Genomic DNA, 20,908 nt, shown 5'->3' with positions numbered 1-20,908 from the left:
GCATCTGCCGCGCGCTGGCCGCAGACCCCGGCATTGCGTTGCCGAGCTCACGCGGACGGGGTGCCTTGCTCCGAGAATGTCCCCCGCTTCGCTCCTCCTTGATTTCGCTGCGCAAGACACCCCATCGGCGTGAGCGTGGTCAGCGCAGTCGTTGATCAGGACGCACCGACAGCGTGTCCTGTGCACGCGCCCCTCACGGACCCCTCTCGTGCAGTTTTCACGAAGACTTCACACGCAGCGCCATTGCTTCACAGACGGTCTGCACACTCGCGGACGCCAACAAAAACATCAAGGGAGCTTCCATGCTTCAAGTCGCCAATCGAAAACTCGCGTCGCTCAGTGACGTGCTCTTCACCGGCCTGGGCCGCGTGCTCGGCTTCTTGCGTCCGGTGGCCCGTGGACTCATCGGGTCATGGCGACCGCCGGGTTGGCTGCGCATCGCGGGCGCTTTCGCGCTGCTCGGGCTGCAATGGCTGCAGCAGCGCCTGGCCTGGCTGGCCGTAGTCCTGTTGCTGGTGGGGGCCGGATGGATCGCCAGCCCGCATGTGTTGAAGTGGTGGCACGGCCTGACGCCCGACCGCGTGGAGCCCGTCGTCGCCACCGCCAAGATCGAACCGCCGCAGCGCACGCAGATCGAGCTCGACAAGGGGCCGAACCCCTTCGTCATGAACTTCTCGGCCTCGGTGGCGCCCATTGCGCGCATCGGCCAGGAGGCCACCGGCGTCAGCATCGAGCCTGCCATCGCCGGGCGCTGGACCTGGGCCCGACAGAACCGGCTCGAGTTCCTGCCAGCGCAAGACTGGCCCGTCGGCCAGCCCTACAAGGTGCAGCTTGCCGGCAACGCGCTCGCACCGCACATCGAGATGGCGCAACGCAAGTACGAGTTCAGCTCCCCCGAGTTCACCGCACAGATCGCCGGCGCCGAGTTCTACCAAGACCCGGTGCAGGCCAATGTGCGCCGCGCGCTGTTCCAGGTGCGCTTCTCGCACCCCGTCAACACCGCCGAGTTCGAGAAGCGACTCGTGCTCACTTACGACCAGGCCTGCAGCACCTCGTTCTTCAGCGTCGGCAAGTGCGCCAGCGAGAAGTTCACCGTCAGCTACGACAAGCTGCGCCTCTACGCCACGCTGCAGTCCGAGCCGCTGCCCATTCCCGAGAAGACCCGCCCCGTGGTGCTGAGCCTCACGGCCGGTGCGCTCGCGCAAAAGGGCGGCCCGGCCTTGCGCAACGACGTGTCCCGCGCCGTCGACATTCCCGGTCTCTTCAGCCTGAGCATCGCCAGCATCGACCCGACCATCGTCACCGGTGAGAACGGCGAGCCCGAGCACGTGATGCACGTCAGCGCCTCCATGCCGGTGCACGAGCGCGAAATGGCGCGCGTGGTGCAAGCCTGGCTGCTGCCCGCCACAGAAGAAGCCAAGGGCAACAAGGACGACAGCGACGACAAGTTCGACTGGTCGGCCGACCCCGCGAAGGTGACCGACGCCGTGCTGCGCCGCGCGAAGAAGATCAATTTGCAGCCCATCGCCAGCGAGCGCGAAGTGACCGACATGGTCAGCTTTCGCATGCCCCAGGCCGAGGGCGGGCGCTACCTGCTGGTGCGCATTGCCAAGGGCCTGAAGACGCCCGGCGGCTACCAGCTGGGTGCGGCGCGCCAGGACGTGCGCCTGCTGAAGACCTTCGCGCCCGAGCTCAGCATCATGAGCCAGGGCTCGCTGCTCGCGCTGTCGGGCGAGCGCAAGCTGCCGATCCTGGTGCGCGACCTGCCCGGCATCCGCCTGGAAATCGGCCGCCTGCTGCCGCAGCAGTTGCAGCACCTGGTGACGCAGACCAACGGCGACTTCTCGCACCCGCAGTTCTACGGCGGCCTCACGTCGGACAACCTGGTCGACCGCTTTCAGAAGGAGATTCCGCTCAGCATTCCCGCCGGCAAGGCGCACTACGAGACGGTCGACTTTGCCGAGTACTTGCGCAACGACGTGGCCGACCGGCGCGGGGTGTTCCTGCTGAAGGTGCAGGGCTACGACCCCAAGGCCAAGAAGAAGCCGGAAGCGAAGTCCGAAGGCGACGGCGAAGCCCGGCCCGAAGAAGAACAGCAGCAGGAAGAACAGTCCTCCGACGAAGAAGGCAACGCCGAAGCCGGCAACCCCGAGCAGCAGCTCGACCAGCGCCTGGTGCTGGTCACCGACCTGGGCATCGTCGCGAAGAAGTCGCTCGACGGCACGCGCGACGTGTTCGTGCAGAGCATTGCCAACGGCCAGCCCGTGGCCAATGCGCTGGTGGAGGTGTGGGGTCGCAACGGCATGATCGTCGCGTCGCAAACGACGGACGCCACCGGCGCGGCCAAGCTGCCCAACCTGGCCGGCTACCAGCGCGAGAAGACACCCGTGGTGCTGGTCGTGCGCAAGGACGGCGACCTGAGCTTTTTGCCCTTCAACCGCAGCGACCGCACGCTGGACATCTCGCGCTTCGACGTCGGCGGCCTGCGCGCGGCCGGCGTGCCGAACCAGATGACGGCCTACGTGTTCAGCGACCGCGGCATCTACCGCCCCGGCGACACGATGCACATCGCGATGATGGTGAAAGCCGGCAACTGGGGCACCTCGCTGCGCGACCTGCCGCTGGAAGCCGAGATCATCGATGCGCGCGGCCTCGGCGTGCGCCGCGAGAAGCTCAAGCTCGGCCCCGGCGGCGCGGCGGAAATCGCCCACACCACGCAGGACACCTCACCCACCGGCAACTACACCGTCAACCTCTACCTGCCGCGCGAATCGTCGCCCGGCACTCCCGAGGTCGAAGGCCTGCTCATCGGCAGCACCACCGTGAAGGTGCAGGAGTTTCTGCCCGACCGCACCAAGGTCACGGCCAGGCTCAGCAGCGAAGCGTCCGAAGGCTGGGTCAGGCCGAAGGACCTGAAGGCCTTCGTCGATGTGCAGAACCTCTTCGGCACGCCCGCGCCCGATCGCAAGGTCGAAGGCACGCTCACACTGAGCCCGGGCTTCCCGGTGTTCCGCGCGTTCACCGACTACGCCTTCTTCGACCCGCAGCGAGCCGCCGACAAGCAGGTCGACGACCTGGGCAGCGTGCAGACGAGTGCCGACGGCAAGGCCGAGTTCGACCTGCGCCTGTCGCGCTTCGACGCCGCCACCTACCAGGTGCATGTGCTGGCCAAGGCCTTCGAGCCCGAGGGCGGACGCAGCGTGTCGGCCGAGGCGCAGACGCTGGTGAGCGACATGCCCTACCTGGTCGGCGTGAAGGTCGACGGCGACACCAGCTACGTGAGCAAGGGCGCCGCGCGCAACGCCACCGTGATCGCCATCGACCCGCAGGCGAAGAAGACGGCCGTGGCCGAGCTGAAGCTCGAGCGCGTGGAGCGCAAGGTGCTGTCGGTGCTCGTCAAGCAGGACAACGGCCTGTACCGCTACGAGTCGCGCAAGAAGGAAGTGGTGCTCGACGAGAAGCCGTTCGCCATTGCCGCCGCAGGCAACACCGTGGCGCTGGACACCGCCGCGCCCGGCAACTTCGGCTACGTGGTGCGCAACGCGCAGGGCCAGGAGCTCAACCGCGTGGAGTACAGCGTGGCGGGCAACGCCAACGTGTCGCGCTCGCTGGACCGCAATGCCGAGCTGCAGCTCACGCTGGACCGCAAGGACTACGAGCCGGGCCAGGAAATTGCGGTGAGCATTCGCGCGCCCTACGTGGGCGCGGGCCTCATCACCATCGAGCGCGACAAGGTGTACGCCCATGCGTGGTTCAAGACCGACAAGACCGCCTCGGTGCAGAAGATCGTGCTGCCCAAGGACTTCGAGGGCACCGGCTACATCAACGTGCACTTCGTGCGCGACCCGGCCTCGGACGAGGTCTACATGAGCCCGCTGTCGTACGGCATCGTGCCCTTCGCCACCGCGCTGACCAAGCGCACCGCCAACCTGCAGCTCACCAGCAGCGAGCTGGTGAAGCCGGGGCAGACGGTGAAGATGAAGCTCACCAGCGACAAGCCCACGCGCGCCGTGGTGTTCGCGGTGGACGAGGGCATCCTGCAGGTGGCGCGCTACAAGACGCCCGACCCGCTGAAGCACTTCTTCCAGAAGCGCGCGCTCGAAGTGGGCACGCTGCAAACGCTCGACCTGATCCTTCCCGAGTTCAAGAAGCTCATGCAGGGCGCGGCCCCCGGCGGTGACGGCGAAGGCGAACTCGGCAAGCACCTGAACCCGTTCAAGCGCAAGCGCGACAAGCCGGTGGCCTACTGGTCGGGGCTGGTGGACGTGAACGGCAGCCGCGAGTTCAGCTACACCGTGCCCGAGAGCTTCAACGGCAGCCTGCGCGTGATGGCCGTGGCCATCAACGACGAAACCACTGCCGCCAAGAGCACGCGCACCGTGGTGCGCGGCGACATGGTGATCCTGCCGAACGCACCGCTCGCCATGGCACCTGGCGACACCGTCGAGGTGGGCGTGGGCCTGGCGAACAACATCGCGGGCTCCGGCAAGGAAGCGCCGATCGCATTGACGCTCACCGCCTCGGGCGGGCTCGAAGTGGTGGGCGACGCCACGCAGACGTTGAAGATCAACGAGCGCGGCGAAGCCAGCACCAAATTCAACGTGCGTGCCAAGCCGGGCGCGCAGGCGGTGCTGGGTTCGTCCGCGCTGGTGTTCACCTCGACGCACAAGACCTTCAGCGCCCGCCTGTCGACCGAGGTGAGCGTGCGGCCCGCGTCGCCCTTCGTCACGCTGGTGCAGGCCGGCAGCTTCCAGCGTGCGGGCGAGCTGAGCAGCAAGGCCGACCTGTACCCGAACTTCCGCCAGAGCGACGTGGCCGTGTCGGCCGCGCCCTGGGCCTTCGCGACCGGCCTCATGCAGTACCTGGAGGCCTACCCGCACGGCTGCACCGAGCAGATCACGAGCCAGACCTTCCCGGCGGTGCTGCTGTCGGGCCGGCCCGAGCTGGTGAAGGAAATGGCGCGGGGCCGCACCGCGGAGCAAGGCCCGCTGCCCGAGGCGCGCAAGACCTTCGAGCGCTACCTGGTGCAGCTGCGCGCGCGGCAGACGGCCGACGGCGGCTTCTCGCTGTGGCCCGGCGCGGGCACCGACCCGTTCGCCACGCTCTACGCAGTGCACTTGCTGGTTGAGGCCAGGGACCACAAGCTGCCGGTGCCGCAAGACCTGCTGCAAAAGGCCAACACCTACCTGCAGAGCTGGCTCGGCAGCGGCGACGCCACGCTGGACGGCTGGCGCCAGCGCACGCAGGCGGCCTACCTGCTGACGCGCCAGGGCATCATCGCGCCGGCCGCGCTGGCCAACCTGCGCGAAGCCTGGCGCAACAAGAAAACGCAGGGCTGGAACGACGACCTGGGTGCCGTGTACCTGGCCGCGAGCTACCAGCTCGTGAAGCAGGAGCAGGTGGCCAGCGAGCTGCTCGACCCGGTGTGGAGCGACCTGCTCGCGCGCACCGAGAAGAAGCAGCGCCGCAACGTCTGGGGCGCCTACTACGACCCGCTGGTGCACGACAGCATGACGCTGCACCTGGTGGGCCGGCACTTTCCGGCGCGCCTGAAGACGCTGAAGCCCGCCGTGTGGGAAGGCATGGCCGCGATGGTGCGCGACGGTTGGTACAACAGCCTGTCGTCGGCCTCGATGCTGCTGGCGGTCGACTCGTACTTCGAGGCCGTGGGGCAGAACGCCGAAGGCAAGCTCACGGCGAGCGCCGTCGATGCGCAGGGCCAGGCTGCCGCGCTGGCACTGGGTGCGGTGAACCCGATCACGCGCGCCGCGGTGCCGGCCGGCACCGCCAAGCTGAAGCTGTCGAACGACAGCGACTTCAACCTGTATTACAGCTGGGCCGAGCAGGGCTTCGAGCGCAACGTGCCAGCCACGCCGGTGAACCAGGGCATGGAAATAGTCCACGAGGTGCTCGACGCCAAGGGCAGCCCGGTCACCAAGGTGAAGCTCGGCGACGAGGTCACGGTGCGGGTGCGCGTGCGCAGCCTGGACCGCGCGCAGATCGCCGACGTGGCGCTGGTCGACGTGCTGCCCGGCGGGCTGGAGCCAGTGCTGCAGGCCGTGGGCGACGACGACGATGCCAACGCCGACGCACCGATCTGGAAGAAGCGCCTGGGCGGCGGCGGCTCGTGGCAGGTGCAGTACGCCGACATCCGCGAAGACCGCGTGGTGTTCTACGGCGGCGTCGGCAAGGAGCTGCTCGAAGTGACCTACAAGGCGCGCGCCACCAACGTGGGCGACTACGTGGTGCCGGCGGCGTACGGCGAAGCGATGTACGACCGCCGCGTGTTCTCGCGCTCGGCGGGCGGGCGCTTCCAGGTGGTGGCGAATTGACCACGACGACAGTGCGCGTTGTCCCCTCTCCCGCTTGCGGGAGAGGGCTAGGGTGAGGGTGCGGCCTTCGCATGAACACGCTGCCCGATCCATCGCCGCTGCCCTCACCCCAGCCCTCTCCCGCGAGCGGGAGAGGGAGCAAGGCAGCGCGCCGTGACCCGACCCTCGGCCTCTTCTTTCTTGTCCCCTCTCCCGCTTGCGGGAGAGGGTCAGGGTGAGGGTGCGGCCTTCGTATGAACACGCTGCCCGATCCATCGCCGCTGCCCTCACCCCAGCCCTCTCCCGCAAGCGGGAGAGGGAGCAAGACACGGGCGCGCAAGACGCTCATCGCCTTCGCGATCGTCGCGCTGCTGCTCGCCCTGCTCCGCCTCTGGCCCCACGCCCCGCTCAGCGAAACCGTCGGCAGCTCGCGCGCCGTCTACGCCCAGGGCGGCGAACTGATGCGCCTCACGCTCGCGGGCGACGAGCAGTACCGGCTCTGGGTGCCGCTCTCGCGCATCTCGCCCACGCTGGTCGATGCGGTGCTGCTGTACGAAGACCGCCGCTTCTACGCACACCCCGGCGTCAACCCCGCCGCACTGGCGCGCAGTGCATGGCGCATCGCCAGCGGCGAGCGCCGCCAGGGCGGCTCCACGCTCACCATGCAGCTCGCGCGACGCGTGTACGGCATCGACAGCCGCACGCCCACCGGCAAGGTCGCGCAGATCTTCGCCGCGCTGTGGCTCGAAGCGCGCTTCGGCAAGCGCGACATCCTCGAGGCCTACCTCAACACCGCGCCCTACGGCGGCAACATCGAAGGCGTGCAGGCCGCGAGCCTCATCTACTTCCGCAAGGACGCCGCCAGGCTCAGCCTGCCCGAGGCACTGACGCTCGCGGTGATTCCGCAGAACCCCGTCAAGCGCATTGCCGAGCGCGGGCGCAACACCGAGCTGCAGTCGGCGCGCGAACGCCTGTGGGCGCTGTGGGCCGAGCGCGACCCGACCGCCAGGCAGCACGCGCCCGACGCGCAGCTCGCGCTCTCGGCGCAGTCGCGCGGCAGCCTGCCCTTTCTGGCGCCGCACGCCACCGACATGCTGCTCGCGCAGGAGCGCGGCGTGCAGGAGGTGCGCACCACCATCGACCTGCGCATGCAGTCCACGCTCGAACGCGTGATGGGCCAGTACCTGCGCACGCATGCCGACGTGGGCATGACCAACGCGAGCGCGCTGCTGCTCGACGCCTCGACCATGCAGGTGCGCGCCATGATCGGCTCGGCCGACTTCCGCAACGACGCCATCGCGGGCCAGGTCAACGGCGTGCTGGCCAGGCGCTCGCCGGGTTCCACGCTCAAGCCCTTCATCTATGCGCTGGCGCTCGACCAGGGCCTGCTGCATCCGCGCACGATGCTGAAGGACGCGCCCACCTCCTTCGGCCCCTACACGCCCGAGAACTTCGACCACCGCTTCGCCGGGCCGCTGTCGGCGCAGGAGGCGCTGATCCGCAGCCGCAACATTCCCGCGGTGGCCGTGGCCGCCAGGCTTTCCAAGCCGGGGCTCTACGACTTCATGCGGCTGGCCGGCGTGCAGAAGCTGCAGAGCGAATCGCACTACGGCCTGGCACTGGTGCTGGGCGGCGGCGAGGTCACGCCCGAGGAACTGGCGGGCATGTACGCGACGCTGGCCAACGGCGGCATTTCGCAACCCATCCGCTACACGCAGCCCGCGCCCGGCGAACCGCCCGCGCAGCCGCTGCGCCTGCTGAGCGAAGAGGCATCGTTCATCACGCTCGACATGCTGCGCCACACGCCGCGCCCCGACACCACCTTGCCCGCGCGCCCGGCCGTCGCATGGAAAACGGGCACGTCATGGGGCTTTCGCGATGCATGGACGGCCGGCGTGTTCGGCCGTCACGTGCTGGTGGTGTGGGTCGGCAACTTCGACGGCACCAGCAACCCCGCGCTGGTGGGCGTCGATGCGGCCGCGCCGCTGTTCCTGCGCATGGTCGATGCGCTGCGCGCCGAGCGGCTCGACCCGGGTGAGGTTGCTTCGCGCCCGCCGCCCGACCTGCGCCAGGTCGAGGTGTGCGCGGCCACCGGCGGCCTGCCCGATGCGCTGTGCCCGGTGCGCGCGACGACGTGGTTCATCGCCGGCAAGTCGCCCATCCAGGTGAGCAACCTGCACCGCGCGGTGTGGGTCGACGAGACCACCGGCAAGGTGGTGTGCGGCCCGCAGCCCAACGCGCGCCAGCAGGTGGTGGAGCAGTGGGGCAGCGACATGCGCCGCCTGTTCCGCCAGGCCGGCCTGCCGCGCGCGAGCGCACCGGCCGACGGTTGCGAGAAAGACGGCGATGCACCCGAGGGCGCGCCGCTCATCACCTCGCCGCTGCGCGGCGTGCGCCACACGCTGCGCGTGAACAAGCCCGAGCCGCTGGTGCTGCGCGCCGAAGCCGCTGCCGGCACGCAGGCGGTGTACTGGTTCGCCGACGACGCGCTCATCGGCCGCGCCGCGCCGGGCGAAGGCATCACCTGGATGCCGAGCCTGTCGGAGAGCGGCCGGCGCTACGTGCTGCGCGCGGTCGACGACCAGGGACGCGCCGAATCGCGCGAGGTGACGGTGGACATCGCGCCCTGAGCGGATGTCATGGCGCCGGATGTCATGGCCGCGTCATGCCTGCCCGGCATGGTCACGCGTTTTCGACTTGGAACTTCCACGTTCATGACGCGCCTCGCTTCCCTTTCCTTCATCGCCCTGGCTACCGCACTCGCTTGCGGCAGCGTGTCGGCGCAGACCGCCTTTCCCGCCACGCTCGCCGGCCACGCCGTGCTGCCCGCGCAGAGCTTCGTGGCCGCGCCCAAAGATGCGCCGGCCGACCTGCAGGTCAGCGGCAAGTTCACGACGCCCCGGCGCGTCGAGGCCATCGGCACGGTCGAAGGCCTGTCGGCCGGGCGCGGCACGGGCCTGTCGGTGCCCTTCAAGGGCCAGCCGCTGCAGGGCCACTCGGGCATCAAGAAGATGGACGACGGCAGCTTCTGGATCATTACGGACAACGGCGCCGGCACCAAGGCCAACTCGCCCGACTTCATGCTCTACCTGAACCACTACAAGGTGGACTTCAAGAGCGGCAAGTTCAACCAGCTGGAGACCGTGTTCCTGCACGACCCCGACAAGAAGGTGCCGTTTCGCATCGTCCACGAAGGCACCAAGCAGCGCTACCTGACGGGTTCGGACTTCGACCCCGAGAGCTTCCAGTTCGCCGGCGGCGCGCTGTGGATCGGCGAGGAGTTCGGCCCCTTCCTGATCAAGGCCGACCTGAAGGGCCGCGTGCTCGCGGTGTTCGACACGCTGGTCGACGGCAAGGCCGTGCGCTCGCCCGACCACCCGGGCGTGACCACGCCGGGCGCGCCCGGTGGCGCGGTCGACTTCCAGATCAAGCGCTCCAAGGGCTTCGAGGGCATGGCGTCTTCCAAGGACGGCAGCAAGCTGTATGCGCTGCTCGAAGGCCCGGTGTGGAACGCCGAGGCCAAGGACTACGAGCGTGTGGAGGGCAAGGAGGCACTGCGCGTGCTGGAGTTCGACGTGGCCACCGAAAAGTGGACGGGGCGCCACTGGAAGTACGTGCTGGAAGCCAACGGCAACGCCATCGGCGACTTCAACATGATCGACGCCACCACGGGCCTGATCATCGAACGTGACAACGGCGAAGGCACGGCCGACAAGGCCTGCCCCGAAGGCCAGAAGCGCACCGACTGCTTCCACGACATCGCGAAGTTCAAGCGCGTCTACAAGGTCGAGCTGAGCGACGCCAACGTGGGCGGCCCGGTGCGCAAGATCGGCTACATCGACCTGCTGAACATCGCCGACCCTGACAAGCTCGCGCGCAAGCCGCTGAACGACGGCGTGCTGAAGTTCCCGTTCTTCACCATCGAGAACGTCGACGTGGTCGATGCCACGCACATCGTGGTCGGCAACGACAACAACCTGCCCTTCTCGAGCAGCCGCGAGCCGAACAAGGCCGACGACAACGAGCTGGTGCTGCTGGAAGCGGGCGCGCTGCTGCAGGCGAAGTAGGCGGCGGGAACGAGCCATTCCCGGGGCCGCAATGCCCCGGCGCGCGTGCAGGGCGGGCGACGAGCGAGTTGGGGAAACCGTGTCAGATGCGTATGATTCTCATCTTCAAGCGCACTTCCACTTCCCTTCCTCTTCAATGAATTCCCGAACGACCCTGTGCGCCGTCCGGCGCGCGGCGTGAGCACCGGCTTGCGCTATCGCCTCGGCGTGGCGTCGCGCGCGGCGGCCGCCATTGCCGGCGGCTACGGCGTGGCGGCACTGTCCGCCGCCGTGCTCGCGCTGTGCCTGCCCGCCGCCTTCGGCATGGCGCGCAGCGAAGCCGTCACCACCGGCACGCTGGCCTCCTTCATCGTCTTCGCGCTGGCCGTGATGTGGGTCTTTGCCGCGCGCACCGCCGCGCGCGCATGGTCCGGCCTGGCGGTTGCCGCCGCACCGCTGGCCGTGCTGCTGTTCGTGCTACTGCGCATCACCGGGGGCGCCGCATGAAGGAAGGTTTTCGCCAGTCGATGGCGTGGCTGCACACCTGGTCGGGCCTGCTGGTCGGCTGGGTGCTGTTCATGGTGTTCGCGGCCGGCACGGCCTCGTACTTCAAGGACGAGATCACGTTCTGGATGAAGCCCGAGCTGCACGCGGTTGCGCAGCATGCCGTGCCGCCGGCCCAGGCGGCCGAAGGCGCGGTGGCCTACCTGCAGCGGCACGGCGCCGGCAGCCCGCGCTGGTTCATCAACCTGCCGACCGAGCGCCAGCCCTCGACCGACGTGCTGTACCTCGCCCCGCCGGCGCCCGCCGCCGCCGGCGCCGCACCCGCCGAAAGGCCGCGCCGCCGCTTCGACCGCGCCTCGCTCGACCCGGCCACCGGCGAGGCGATGTCCGCGCCGCGCGCCACCCGCGGCGGCGAGTTCTTCTACCGCCTGCACTTCGACCTGCACTACATGCCCGCGCTGTGGGCACGATGGATCGTGGGCTTCTGCGCGATGTTCATGCTGGTGGCCATCTTCAGCGGCATCGTCACGCACAAGCGCATCTTCAAGGACTTCTTCACCTTCCGCCCGAAGAAGGGCCAGCGCTCCTGGCTCGACGCGCACAACGTGACGGCTGTGCTTGCACTGCCCTACCACCTGATGATCACGTACACCGGCCTGGTCACGCTGATGTTCATGTACATGCCCTGGGGCCCGCAGGTGGCCTACAAGGACCGCGGCGGCGAGCAGGCCTTCTTCGCCGAAGCCTTCCCGGGCAGCGGCCGCGACCAGGTCAAGGCCTCGGGCAACAAGGCGCCGCTGGCGCCCCTCGCGCCGATGCTGGCCCAGGCCTCGGCGCACTGGAACGGCGCCGCCGTGGGCCGCATCACCGTGCACCAGCCCGGCGACGCCAACGCGGTGGTGGCCATCACGCGCGCCGAAGGGCCGCAGCTGTCGTACGACCAGCCGTCGATGCAGTTCAACGGCGCCACCGGCGCGCTGATCGGCGCTTTCGGCGACGTGCCCAGGCCGGCCGCGGAGACGCGCGGCGTGCTCTACGGCCTGCACATCGGGCGCTTCGGCGATCCGCTGGTGCGCGCGCTGTTCTTCCTGTCGGGCCTGGCCGGCTGCCTGATGGTGGCGACCGGGCTGCTGCTGTGGGCCGTGAAGGAGCGGCAGAAGTTCGCGAAGGCGCTCAAGCAGGGCGGGCGCATCGGCTTCGGCCTGCGGCTGGTCGACGGGTTGAACGTGGGTGCCGTCGCGGGCCTGCCGGTGGCGATGGCCGCCTTCTTCTGGGCCAACCGGCTGGTGCCGGTCGACGTGGCCGAGCGAGGCGCGGTCGAAATCCGCTGGTTCTTCATCGTCTGGGGCGCGACCGCCGTGCTGGGCCTGCTGCGCCCGACGCTGCGCATGTGGCAGGCGCAGCTGGCACTCGGCGCGCTGCTGTTCGTGCTGCTGCCGGTGCTCAACGCGTTCACCGGTCCCACGCCGCTGACCGTGAGCCTGCGCTCGGGCCCGAGCGCTGTGGCCGGCTTCGACCTCGTCGCGATCGCGCTGGGCTTGGGCCTGGCAAGCGCAGTCTGGATCGTGGAGCGCAAGCGCCGCAAGTCGCTCGCCAAGCAGGCCGGCGCGGTGGCAAAAGCAGCGCCTGCGACGCAGTCCGCGCTCGTCACTTCGGAACAGGGTTCGTGATGGATTCGCTGCTCCTGCCCCTCGTGTTTGCCGCTTCGCTCGCGGGCTTCTGCGCGCTGAGCCTGGCGATGGACCGCCACAGCGAAGACGTCTTCGGCCGCGGCAGTTCGCCGGGTACGTGGCGGCGCTGGCTGCAACTGGGCGGCACCGTGCTGCTGAGCCTGTCGCTGGCGGCGAGCCTGCAGGCCGCGGGCAGCGCCATCGGCTGGGTGCTGTGGCTGGGCGCGCTCACGGCCGCGGCGCTGGCCACGGTCGGGTTGCTGGGCTGGGCGCCGCGGCGGTTTCCGTGGATCGGTTCGGCCGCGGCGCTCGTCGCCGTGGGCGGCGGCCTGCTCTACCTGCTGGCCCTGCTGCCGGCCTGAGCCGTTCAGGCCGGGCGCCGCGCCGTGGTGCCGCCCGAGAGCACGCCCTGCGTCACCGGCAGCGCCATGAAGTCGTGCGGGAAGCCCATCGGCACGGCGCTGACCGCGTTCAGCCGCTGCAGCGCCGAGGCATCGAGTTCCACGTCGAGCGCGCCCAGGTTGTCCTCGAACTGCGCGAAGGTGCGCGCCCCGAGGATGGGCATCACGGTCGGCGCGCTGCGGTGCAGCAGCCAGGCCAGCGCGATCTGCGCGGACGAGCGGCCCTGCTCCTTCGCGATCTGCGCGACCACGTCGGCGATGTCGAGCGTGCGGGCGCTCAGCGCGCCGTTGATGGCGACCAGGTCCTTGCGCGTGCCCGAGACACCTGCCGTGCCCGACGTGCCCGACGTGCCCGACGTGGCGCCCTTCATCGGCGCGAGGTCGGCGCGCGTGTACTTGCCCGACAGCACGCCGCTGCCCAGCGGCGACCACGCCATCACGCCCAGGCCGAGCTCGTGCGCCATCGGCAGCAGTTCGCGCTCCGTGGTGCGCTCGATCAGGCTGTGCTCGACCTGCAGCGCCACCAGCGGCGTCCAGCCGCGCAGGTCGGCCAGCGTCTGCATGCGCGCCACCTGCCAGGCCGGCGTGTCGGAGATGCCCGCGTAGAGCACCTTGCCCGAGCGCACCAGGTCGTCGAAGCCGCGCATCACTTCGTCGACGGGCGTGAGGTTGTCCCAGATGTGCAGGTACAGCAGGTCGATGTAGTCGGTGCCCAGGCGCTTCAGGCTGGCCTCGACCGAGCGCACCATGTTGCGGCGGTGGTTGCCACCCGCGTTGGGGTTGCCGGGCTGCATGTTCAGCGTGTACTTGGTGGCCAGCACCACCGACTCGCGCCGCTCGGCGATGAACTGGCCCAGCAGCTTCTCCGAGCTGCCGTTGGTATAGAAGTTGGCCGTGTCGATGAAGTTGCCGCCGCGTTCCACGTACAGGTCGAACATGCGGCGCGACTCCACGGCGTCGGCGCCCCAGCCCCAGTCGCTGCCGAAGGTCATGGTGCCCAGCGACAGGGGGCTGACGCGCAGGCCCGAGCGGCCGAGGGTGAGGTAGTTGTCCAGCTTCATGGTGAATGTCCTTTCAAGGGGTCTGGCGTTGCGGTCGCATCGCCATGGCCTCGAAGGTAGTTCCGGCATTGCTTGGGAAACAGCCCGCTGGGGTTGATGCTTTGTGAAGCCCGTCTTCATAATGAAAGCCATGTCGCCCGAACTGCTCCCCGCCATCGCCGCCTTCGCCCGCGTGGCGCACCACGCCAGCTTCACGCGCGCGGCCGAAGAACTCGGCGTGTCGCCTTCGGCCCTGTCGCAGACCGTGCGCACGCTGGAGCAGCGCCTGGGCGTGCGCCTGCTGGACCGCACCACGCGACGGGTCGGCGTGACCGAACTGGGCCAGCAGTTGCTGAACGGTGCCCGCCCCGCGCTGGACGCGCTGGCGCAGGCGGTCGAAGGCCTGGACGAAGCACGCGACAAGCCCGCCGGCCTGCTGCGCCTGAACGTCTCGCGCACGGCGGCCGAGTTGCTGCTCTTCTCGCACATGGGCGACTTCGCCGACGCCTGGCCCGACATCACGCTCGAGGTGGTCTGCGACAACCGCATGGTCGAGCTGGTGGAGGGCGGCTTCGACGCTGGCGTGCGGCTGGGCGAAAGCCTGGCGCAGGACGTGGTGGCCGTTCCCGTCGGCGGCCCGATCCGCATGGTGACCTTCGCGTCGCCGCGCTACCTTGCGGGCCGCACGCTGCCCCGGACACCCGAAGACCTGCGCACGCACCGGTGCCTGAACTACCGGCTGACCACGGGCGGGCTCTACCGCTGGGAATATGCGCAGGACGGGCGCGAGTTCGACATCGAGCTGGCCGGCCCGCTCATCAGCAACGACAGCGACGTGCTGCTGGCCGCGGCGCGCGACGGCGCGGGCATCATGGTGGCGTTCGAGGCGGCGGTGCGCCAGGACTTTGAAAGCGGCCGCCTGGTGCCGCTGCTGGAGCCCTGGTGGCCGAGCTTTCCGGGCTTCTACATCTATTGCCCGAGCCGCGCGCAGATGCCGCGCAAGCTGCGGGTGTTCATCGACTTCCTGCAGGCGCGGCATGCGCCGCCGCCGGTGTCGCAGCGGGCGGTCAAGCCCGCATCAACGCCTCGATCTCGTCCGCGTCCACCGGCACGCCGCGCGAAATGAGCTCGCAACCCGTGGCCGTGACGATCGCGTCGTCCTCGATGCGAATGCCGATGTGGTGGAACTGCTCGGGCACGCCCTCGCCGGGGCGCACGTAGATGCCGGGCTCCAGCGTCAGCACCATGCCCGGGTGCAGGATGCGGCTCGGGCGGTTCTTGATCACTTCGTTGGACAGCGGATCTTTTCGCTCGCTCACTTCGCCCACCTGCGTGGGCTCGACGTAGCTGCCGCAGTCGTGCACGTCCATGCCCAGCCAGTGGCTGGTGCGGTGCATGTAGAACTGGAAGTAGGCGCGCGACTCGATCACGTCGTCCAGCCCGCCGACCTTGTCGGCGTCCAGCAGGCCCAGGTCGAGCATGCCCTGCGCCAGCACCTTCACCGCCGCGTCGTGCGGGTCGTTGAAGCGGTTGCCGGCCTTGGTGGCGGCGGCCGAGGCGTACTGGCTCTGCAGCACCAGGTCGTACAGCGCGCGCTGCGGGCCGCTGAATTTGCCGTCGGCCGGAAAGGTGCGCGTGATGTCGCTGGCGTAGCTGTCGAGCTCGCAGCCCGCGTCGATCAGCACCAGCTCGCCCTTGCGCACCGGCGCGGCGTCGGCGCGGTAGTGCAGCACGCAGGCATTGGCGCCCGCCGCCACGATGGAGCCGTAGGCCGGGTACTGCGAGCCGCCCAGGCGGAACTCGTGCAGCAGCTCGGCGTCCAGGTGGTACTCGCGCACGTCCTGGCCCTCGCGCAGCATGCGCGCCGACAGCTGCATCGCGCGGATGTGGGCGCGCGCGCTGATCTGCGCGGCGCGCCGCATCACGTCCTGCTCGTGCGCGTCTTTCACGAGGCGCATTTCGTCGAGCAGGCCGCACAGGTCGCGCTGCTCCTCGGGGCACAGCGCGCCGTAGCGCACGCGCGCGCGCACCGACTGCAGCCAGCCGTCGATACGGGTCTCCAGGCCCTTGTGCGTGGCGAAGGGAAACCACACGGTCGACTTGTTCTCCAGCAGCTTGGGCAGCTTCGCGTCGAGCTCAGTGATGGAGAGGGCGTCGTCCACGCCCAGCGCAGCGGGCGCGGCCTCGGGGCCGAGGCGAAAGCCGTCCCAGATTTCGCGTTCCAGGTCCTTGGGCGCGCAGAACAGCGTGGCGCGACCGTCGCCCGACAGCACCAGCCACGCGTTGGGCTCGGTGAAACCGGTCAGGTAATGGAAGTAGCTGTCGTGGCGAAACAGGAAGTCGCTGTCGCGGTTGCGCTGGCGCTCGGGCGCGGTGGGGATGAGGGCGATGCCGTCCGTGCCCAGTTGCGCGGCGAGGCGCGCGCGGCGCTCGGCGTAGATCTTGGAGGTCGTGGTGGTGTCTGAAGTCATCTCGGCGTGTTCGGTTGATTCAGTTGATTGAGCTGACCGAGGCGCTCGGGCGTACCCACATCGGTCCAGGCGCCGGTGTAGAGCTCGGCGCTCACCATTTCATTGTCCATCGCGGCGCGCAGGATCGGCGCCAACGGGGCTTTGCGGCCGGCCGGGTTGCCGGCGGGAATGTCGCAGTACGGCGGCGCGAAGAGCGCGGCGCGGTAGAGGCCGATGGTGGAGAAGGTGAACTTCTCGGGCGCGGTGTTCAGCGCCAGGCCGTCGGGCGCCAGGCCGAAGTCGCCCTTGAGGTTGTGCGCCGGGTTCGGCACCAGCCACAGGTGGGCGAGCTTGCCGCTGTCGACGAAGCGCTCGACCGAGGCCTGGGTGAAGGTGAAATCGGGCGCGAACACGTCGCCGGCCGCCACCCAGAACACCTCGCCCAGCAACGGCAGCGCGCGCACGATGCCGCCGGCCGTCTCCAGCGCACCGCCGAAGTCGCGGCCCTCGTCGGAGTATGAAATTGATAGCGAGACACCCACGCTCATCAACGGTGTTGCGCCGAAACGGTCTGAAATTTGAGCGCCCAGCCAGTCGGTGTTGACCACCAGCCGGGTGAAGCCGCCGGCCGCCAGCGCTTCCATCGGCCACTGCATCAGCGGCTTGCCGCGCACGTCGAGCAGGGGCTTGGGGCAGGTGTCGGTCAGCGGGCGCATGCGTTCGCCGCGCCCGGCGGCCAGCACCATGGCGCGAACCGGGGTCATCGCGCCCCTGCCGAAATGGACACGTGCCCGCGGTGCAGTTCGTGGCGCTCGCTGTGCCGCGGCTGGAACAGCGACACCAGGCATTCCATCAGCGCATGCGCCTTGGCCGAATGGTCGCCGCCGAAGTTGCACACGTACACGTCCAGCGTCACGCCGCGCTGCTCGGGCCAGGTGTGGATGCACAGGTGCGATTCGGCCAGCAGCACCGTGGCCGTGATGCCGCCCGGCCCCAGGGGCGTGGCGGGAAATCCGTGGACCAGCTGGCCCACCGCCTGCAGGCCGGCGGCGGCCACTGCCTTCATGCAGACGGCACCCAGGGCCTCCCGGTCGGTGAGCCATTGAAGGCCGCATTGGCAGTCGTGGAGGTCGGCGGTGAGGTGCAGCCCAAGCATGGGTGGCGACTCTAGCAGTCCGGCCCGGCACCGTAGAGCATCGAACGGGTGTTCGGCCTGTATCGGCGCCATGGCGGGCTCGCCCGGTAAAATCGCGGGTTCCCCCCGTCCCACCCACCCTTTTCCCCCGAAAGCCCCATGCCCATGGCAAACCAAGCCCTGATGGCCAACGCGATTCGCGCGCTGGCCATGGATGCCGTCCAACAAGCGAACTCCGGACATCCGGGTGCACCGATGGGCATGGCCGACATGGCCGTTGCGCTCTGGGGCGATCACCTGCGCTACAACCCCGCGAACCCGCACTGGTTCGACCGCGACCGCTTCGTGCTCTCGAACGGCCACGCCTCGATGATGTTGTATTCGGTGCTGCACCTCACCGGCTACGACCTGCCCATCGGCGAACTGAAGAACTTCCGCCAGCTGCACAGCAAGACCGCCGGCCACCCCGAAGTCGACGTGACCCCCGGCGTGGAAACCACCACCGGCCCGCTGGGCCAGGGCATCACCAATGCGGTCGGCTTCGCGCTGGCCGAGAAGCTGCTGTCGGCCGAGTTCAACCGCAAGGATCACGGCATCGTCGACCACCACACCTACGCCTTCCTGGGCGACGGTTGCATGATGGAAGGCATCAGCCACGAAGCCTGCGCACTGGCCGGCGCCTGGCACCTGAACAAGCTCATTGCCCTGTACGACGACAACGGCATCAGCATCGACGGCCAAGTGAAGCCCTGGTACATCGACAACGTGGCCGAACGCTTCCACGCCTATGGCTGGCATGTGATCGGCCCGATCGACGGCAACGACGCCGCCGAAGTGTCCAAGGCCATCGCCAAGGCCAGGCAGTCGACCGACAAGCCCACGCTCATCAACTGCAAGACTGTCATCGGCAAGGGCAGCCCGAACCGCCAGGGCACCGCCAAGGCGCACGGTGAGGCGCTGGGCGCCGAAGAAATCAAGCTCACGCGCGACGCCATCGACTGGCACTACCCGCCTTTCGAGATCCCGGCCGAGGTGTATGCCGACTGGGACCACAAGGCCCAGGGCGCCAAGATCGAAGCCGAGTGGAACGACAAGTTCGCCGCCTACGCCGTCGCCTTCCCCGACCTGGCCGCCGAGTTCACCCGCCGCATGAAGGGCGAGCTGCCCAAGAACTTCCACCAGGTGGCGTTCGACACCGTGGTCGCCGCCCACACCAAGGCCGAGACCGTGGCCAGCCGCAAGGCCAGCCAGCTCGCGCTGGAAGCCTTCACGGCCGCGCTGCCCGAAATGCTCGGCGGCAGTGCCGACCTCACCGGCTCCAACCTCACCAACACCAAGAGCACCGCCGCGCTGCGCTTCGATCCGAAGACCGGCGCCGTGGTCATGAACGTGCCGGCGGTCCAGGCCAAGCAAGGCGCCGAAGACGAAGCCAAGCCTGCGGTTCCAGCCGAAGTGCCGCACGGCACCATCGGGCGCCACATCAACTACGGCGTGCGCGAGTTCGGCATGGCGGCCATCATGAACGGCGTGGCGCTGCATGGCGGCTACATCCCCTACGGCGGCACCTTCCTCACCTTCAGCGACTACAGCCGCAATGCCATCCGCATGGCCGCGCTGATGAAGCACCGCGTGATCCACGTGTTCACGCACGACTCCATCGGCCTGGGCGAAGACGGCCCCACGCACCAGTCGATCGAGCACGCCGCCTCGCTGCGCCTGATTCCCAACCTGGACGTCTGGCGTCCGGGCGACACGGCCGAAACCGCCGTGGCCTGGGCCGTGGCGCTGCAGAACCAGACGCGCCCGACCGCGCTGTTGTTGAGCCGTCAGAACATCGCCTATGCGGCGAAGAGCGAACTGGGCGACATCAGCCGCGGCGCCTATGTGCTGTCCGAGCCTGAAGCCGTGGGCCTGAAGAGCAAGAAGACCGCGGCCGTCATCATCGCCACCGGCTCCGAAGTACAGCTCGCCATTGCCGCGCAGAAGCTGCTGGCCGAAAAGAAGATCGCCGTGCGCGTGGTGTCGATGCCCTCGACCACCACCTTCGACCGCCAGGACCTCGCCTACAAGAAGGCTGTGCTGCCGAAGAAGCTGCCGCGCATCGCCGTCGAAATGGGCTGCACCGGCGGCTGGTGGAAGTACGGTTGCGCCGCTGTCGTCGGCATCGACACGTACGGCGAATCGGCACCGGCGCCCGAGCTGTTCAAGTACTTCGGATTCACGGCGGAGAACGTGGCCGCCACGGTGGAAGCGGCACTGCGCGACTGACCGTCGCGCAGCGTTTCTTTCCGCCGGTTCACAACAAGTTATTCAACCTTAGGAGCAAGTCAGATGGCTATCAAACTCGGTATCAACGGCTTCGGCCGTATCGGTCGCAACGTGCTGCGCGCAGCGGTGCAGAACTTCAAGAACGACATCGAAATCGTTGCCATCAACGACTTGCTCGAGCCCGACTACCTGGCCTACATGCTCCAGTACGACTCGGTGCACGGCCGCTTCAAGGGTGAAGTCACGGTCGAAGGCAACACGCTGATCGTGAACGGCAAGAAGATTCGCCTGACGCAAGAGCGCGATCCGTCGCAGCTCAAGTGGAACGAAGTCGGCGCCGACGTCGTGCTCGAATCGACCGGCCTGTTCCTCACCAAGGAAACGGCGCAGAAGCACATCGACGCGGGCGCCAAGAAGGTCATCCTGTCGGCACCGTCGAAGGACGACACCCCCATGTTCGTCTACGGCGTGAACGACAAGAAGTACGCCGGCGAAGCCATCATCAGCAACGCCAGCTGCACCACCAACTGCCTGGCCCCGCTGGCCAAGGTGCTGCACGACAAGTGGGGCATCAAGCGCGGCCTGATGACCACCGTGCACGCCACCACCGCCACGCAGAAGACGGTCGACGGCCCGAGCAACAAGGACTGGCGCGGCGGCCGCGGCATCCTGGAAAACATCATTCCGTCCAGCACCGGCGCGGCCAAGGCCGTGGGCGTGGTGATTCCCGAGCTCAACAAGAAGCTCACGGGCATGAGCTTTCGCGTGCCGACCTCCGACGTGTCGGTGGTCGACCTCACGGTCGAGCTCGAGAAGGAAGCCACCTACAAGGAAATCTGCGCCGAAATGAAGGCACAGAGCGAAGGCGCGCTCAAGGGCGTGCTGGGCTACACGGAAGACAAGGTGGTGGCCACCGACTTCCGCGGCGACCCGCGCACTTCCATCTTCGACGCCGAAGCCGGCCTGGCCCTGGACAGCACCTTCGTGAAGCTCGTGAGCTGGTACGACAACGAATGGGGCTACTCGAACAAGTGCCTCGAAATGGTGAAGGTCGTGTCGAAGTAAGACTTCGCGGCTTCAATG

General features: G+C 68.6%; 13 protein-coding genes. 9 read left to right on the top strand and 4 right to left on the bottom strand.

The window, feature by feature from the left end; translation table 11 throughout:
• The first annotated feature begins 302 nt into the window (after nt 1–302).
• From ACSFA5_RS19860 to ACSFA5_RS19835, 6 genes are all read left to right on the top strand, one after another.
• Entirely contained in the window at nt 303–6,332 is a 6,030-nt protein-coding gene (locus ACSFA5_RS19860; protein WP_435445746.1) for an alpha-2-macroglobulin family protein, read from the top strand.
• Nucleotides 6,333–6,565: 233 nt separating this feature from the next.
• The gene (pbpC, locus tag ACSFA5_RS19855) at nt 6,566–8,941 is read left to right on the top strand and encodes a penicillin-binding protein 1C (protein ID WP_435445745.1); all 2,376 of its coding nucleotides are present in this window, start codon (nt 6,566–6,568) and stop codon (nt 8,939–8,941) included.
• An 84-nt stretch (nt 8,942–9,025) separates the two neighbouring features.
• Nucleotides 9,026–10,378, top strand: a complete 1,353-nt coding sequence (locus ACSFA5_RS19850; RefSeq protein WP_435445744.1) for an esterase-like activity of phytase family protein — start codon at nt 9,026–9,028, stop codon at nt 10,376–10,378.
• A 177-nt stretch (nt 10,379–10,555) separates the two neighbouring features.
• On the top strand, nt 10,556–10,864 hold the full coding sequence (locus tag ACSFA5_RS19845; RefSeq protein WP_435445743.1) for an iron transporter: 309 nt from the start codon (nt 10,556–10,558) through the stop codon (nt 10,862–10,864).
• Nucleotides 10,861–12,531: a PepSY-associated TM helix domain-containing protein gene (locus tag ACSFA5_RS19840; RefSeq protein ID WP_435445742.1), complete on the top strand. Its 1,671-nt coding sequence runs from the start codon at nt 10,861–10,863 to the stop codon at nt 12,529–12,531. Before ACSFA5_RS19845 ends, ACSFA5_RS19840 begins: the two co-directional genes overlap by 4 nt.
• A complete protein-coding gene (locus tag ACSFA5_RS19835) occupies nt 12,531–12,893 on the top strand; it encodes a DUF3325 domain-containing protein (RefSeq protein WP_435445741.1) in 363 nt (120 codons plus the stop codon). Before ACSFA5_RS19840 ends, ACSFA5_RS19835 begins: the two co-directional genes overlap by 1 nt.
• Before the next feature lie 5 nt (nt 12,894–12,898).
• Here ACSFA5_RS19835 and ACSFA5_RS19830 read toward each other — a convergent pair whose 3' ends face one another.
• Entirely contained in the window at nt 12,899–13,993 is a 1,095-nt protein-coding gene (locus ACSFA5_RS19830; protein ID WP_435445740.1) for an aldo/keto reductase, read from the bottom strand.
• A 130-nt stretch (nt 13,994–14,123) separates the two neighbouring features.
• Here ACSFA5_RS19830 and ACSFA5_RS19825 point away from each other — a divergent pair, with 130 nt between their 5' ends.
• A complete protein-coding gene (locus ACSFA5_RS19825) occupies nt 14,124–15,098 on the top strand; it encodes a LysR family transcriptional regulator (protein ID WP_435445739.1) in 975 nt (324 codons plus the stop codon).
• Here the strand turns inward: ACSFA5_RS19825 and ACSFA5_RS19820 are convergent.
• From ACSFA5_RS19820 to speD, 3 genes are read right to left on the bottom strand one after another with little or no spacing between them, the layout of a single operon-like run.
• On the bottom strand, nt 15,040–16,443 hold the full coding sequence (locus ACSFA5_RS19820; protein WP_435445738.1) for an aminopeptidase P N-terminal domain-containing protein: 1,404 nt from the start codon (nt 16,441–16,443) through the stop codon (nt 15,040–15,042). The genes ACSFA5_RS19825 and ACSFA5_RS19820 overlap by 59 nt on opposite strands.
• A complete protein-coding gene (locus ACSFA5_RS19815) occupies nt 16,440–17,168 on the bottom strand; it encodes a nucleotidyltransferase family protein (protein WP_435445970.1) in 729 nt (242 codons plus the stop codon). The genes ACSFA5_RS19820 and ACSFA5_RS19815 overlap by 4 nt, the downstream gene beginning before the upstream one ends.
• A 14-nt stretch (nt 17,169–17,182) precedes the next feature.
• Complete coding sequence (speD, locus tag ACSFA5_RS19810) at nt 17,183–17,578, bottom strand: adenosylmethionine decarboxylase (RefSeq protein ID WP_435445737.1); 396 nt, start codon at nt 17,576–17,578, stop codon at nt 17,183–17,185.
• Between the two features lie 144 nt (nt 17,579–17,722).
• Between speD and ACSFA5_RS19805 the strand changes: the two genes are divergently transcribed.
• Both ACSFA5_RS19805 and gap read left to right on the top strand, forming a co-directional pair.
• A complete protein-coding gene (locus tag ACSFA5_RS19805; protein WP_435445736.1) occupies nt 17,723–19,825 on the top strand; it encodes a transketolase family protein in 2,103 nt (700 codons plus the stop codon).
• A 63-nt stretch (nt 19,826–19,888) separates the two neighbouring features.
• Nucleotides 19,889–20,890, top strand: coding sequence for a type I glyceraldehyde-3-phosphate dehydrogenase (gap, locus tag ACSFA5_RS19800; protein ID WP_435445735.1), 1,002 nt, complete (start codon nt 19,889–19,891; stop codon nt 20,888–20,890).
• Nucleotides 20,891–20,908: the final 18 nt, after the last annotated feature.

The sequence above is a fragment of the Variovorax monticola genome (assembly GCF_051216855.1).
Classification (GTDB): Bacteria; Pseudomonadota; Gammaproteobacteria; order Burkholderiales; family Burkholderiaceae_C; genus Variovorax.
The sequence above is the reverse complement of the archived record's forward strand: the minus strand, read 5'-3'. Positions and strand labels throughout refer to the sequence as shown.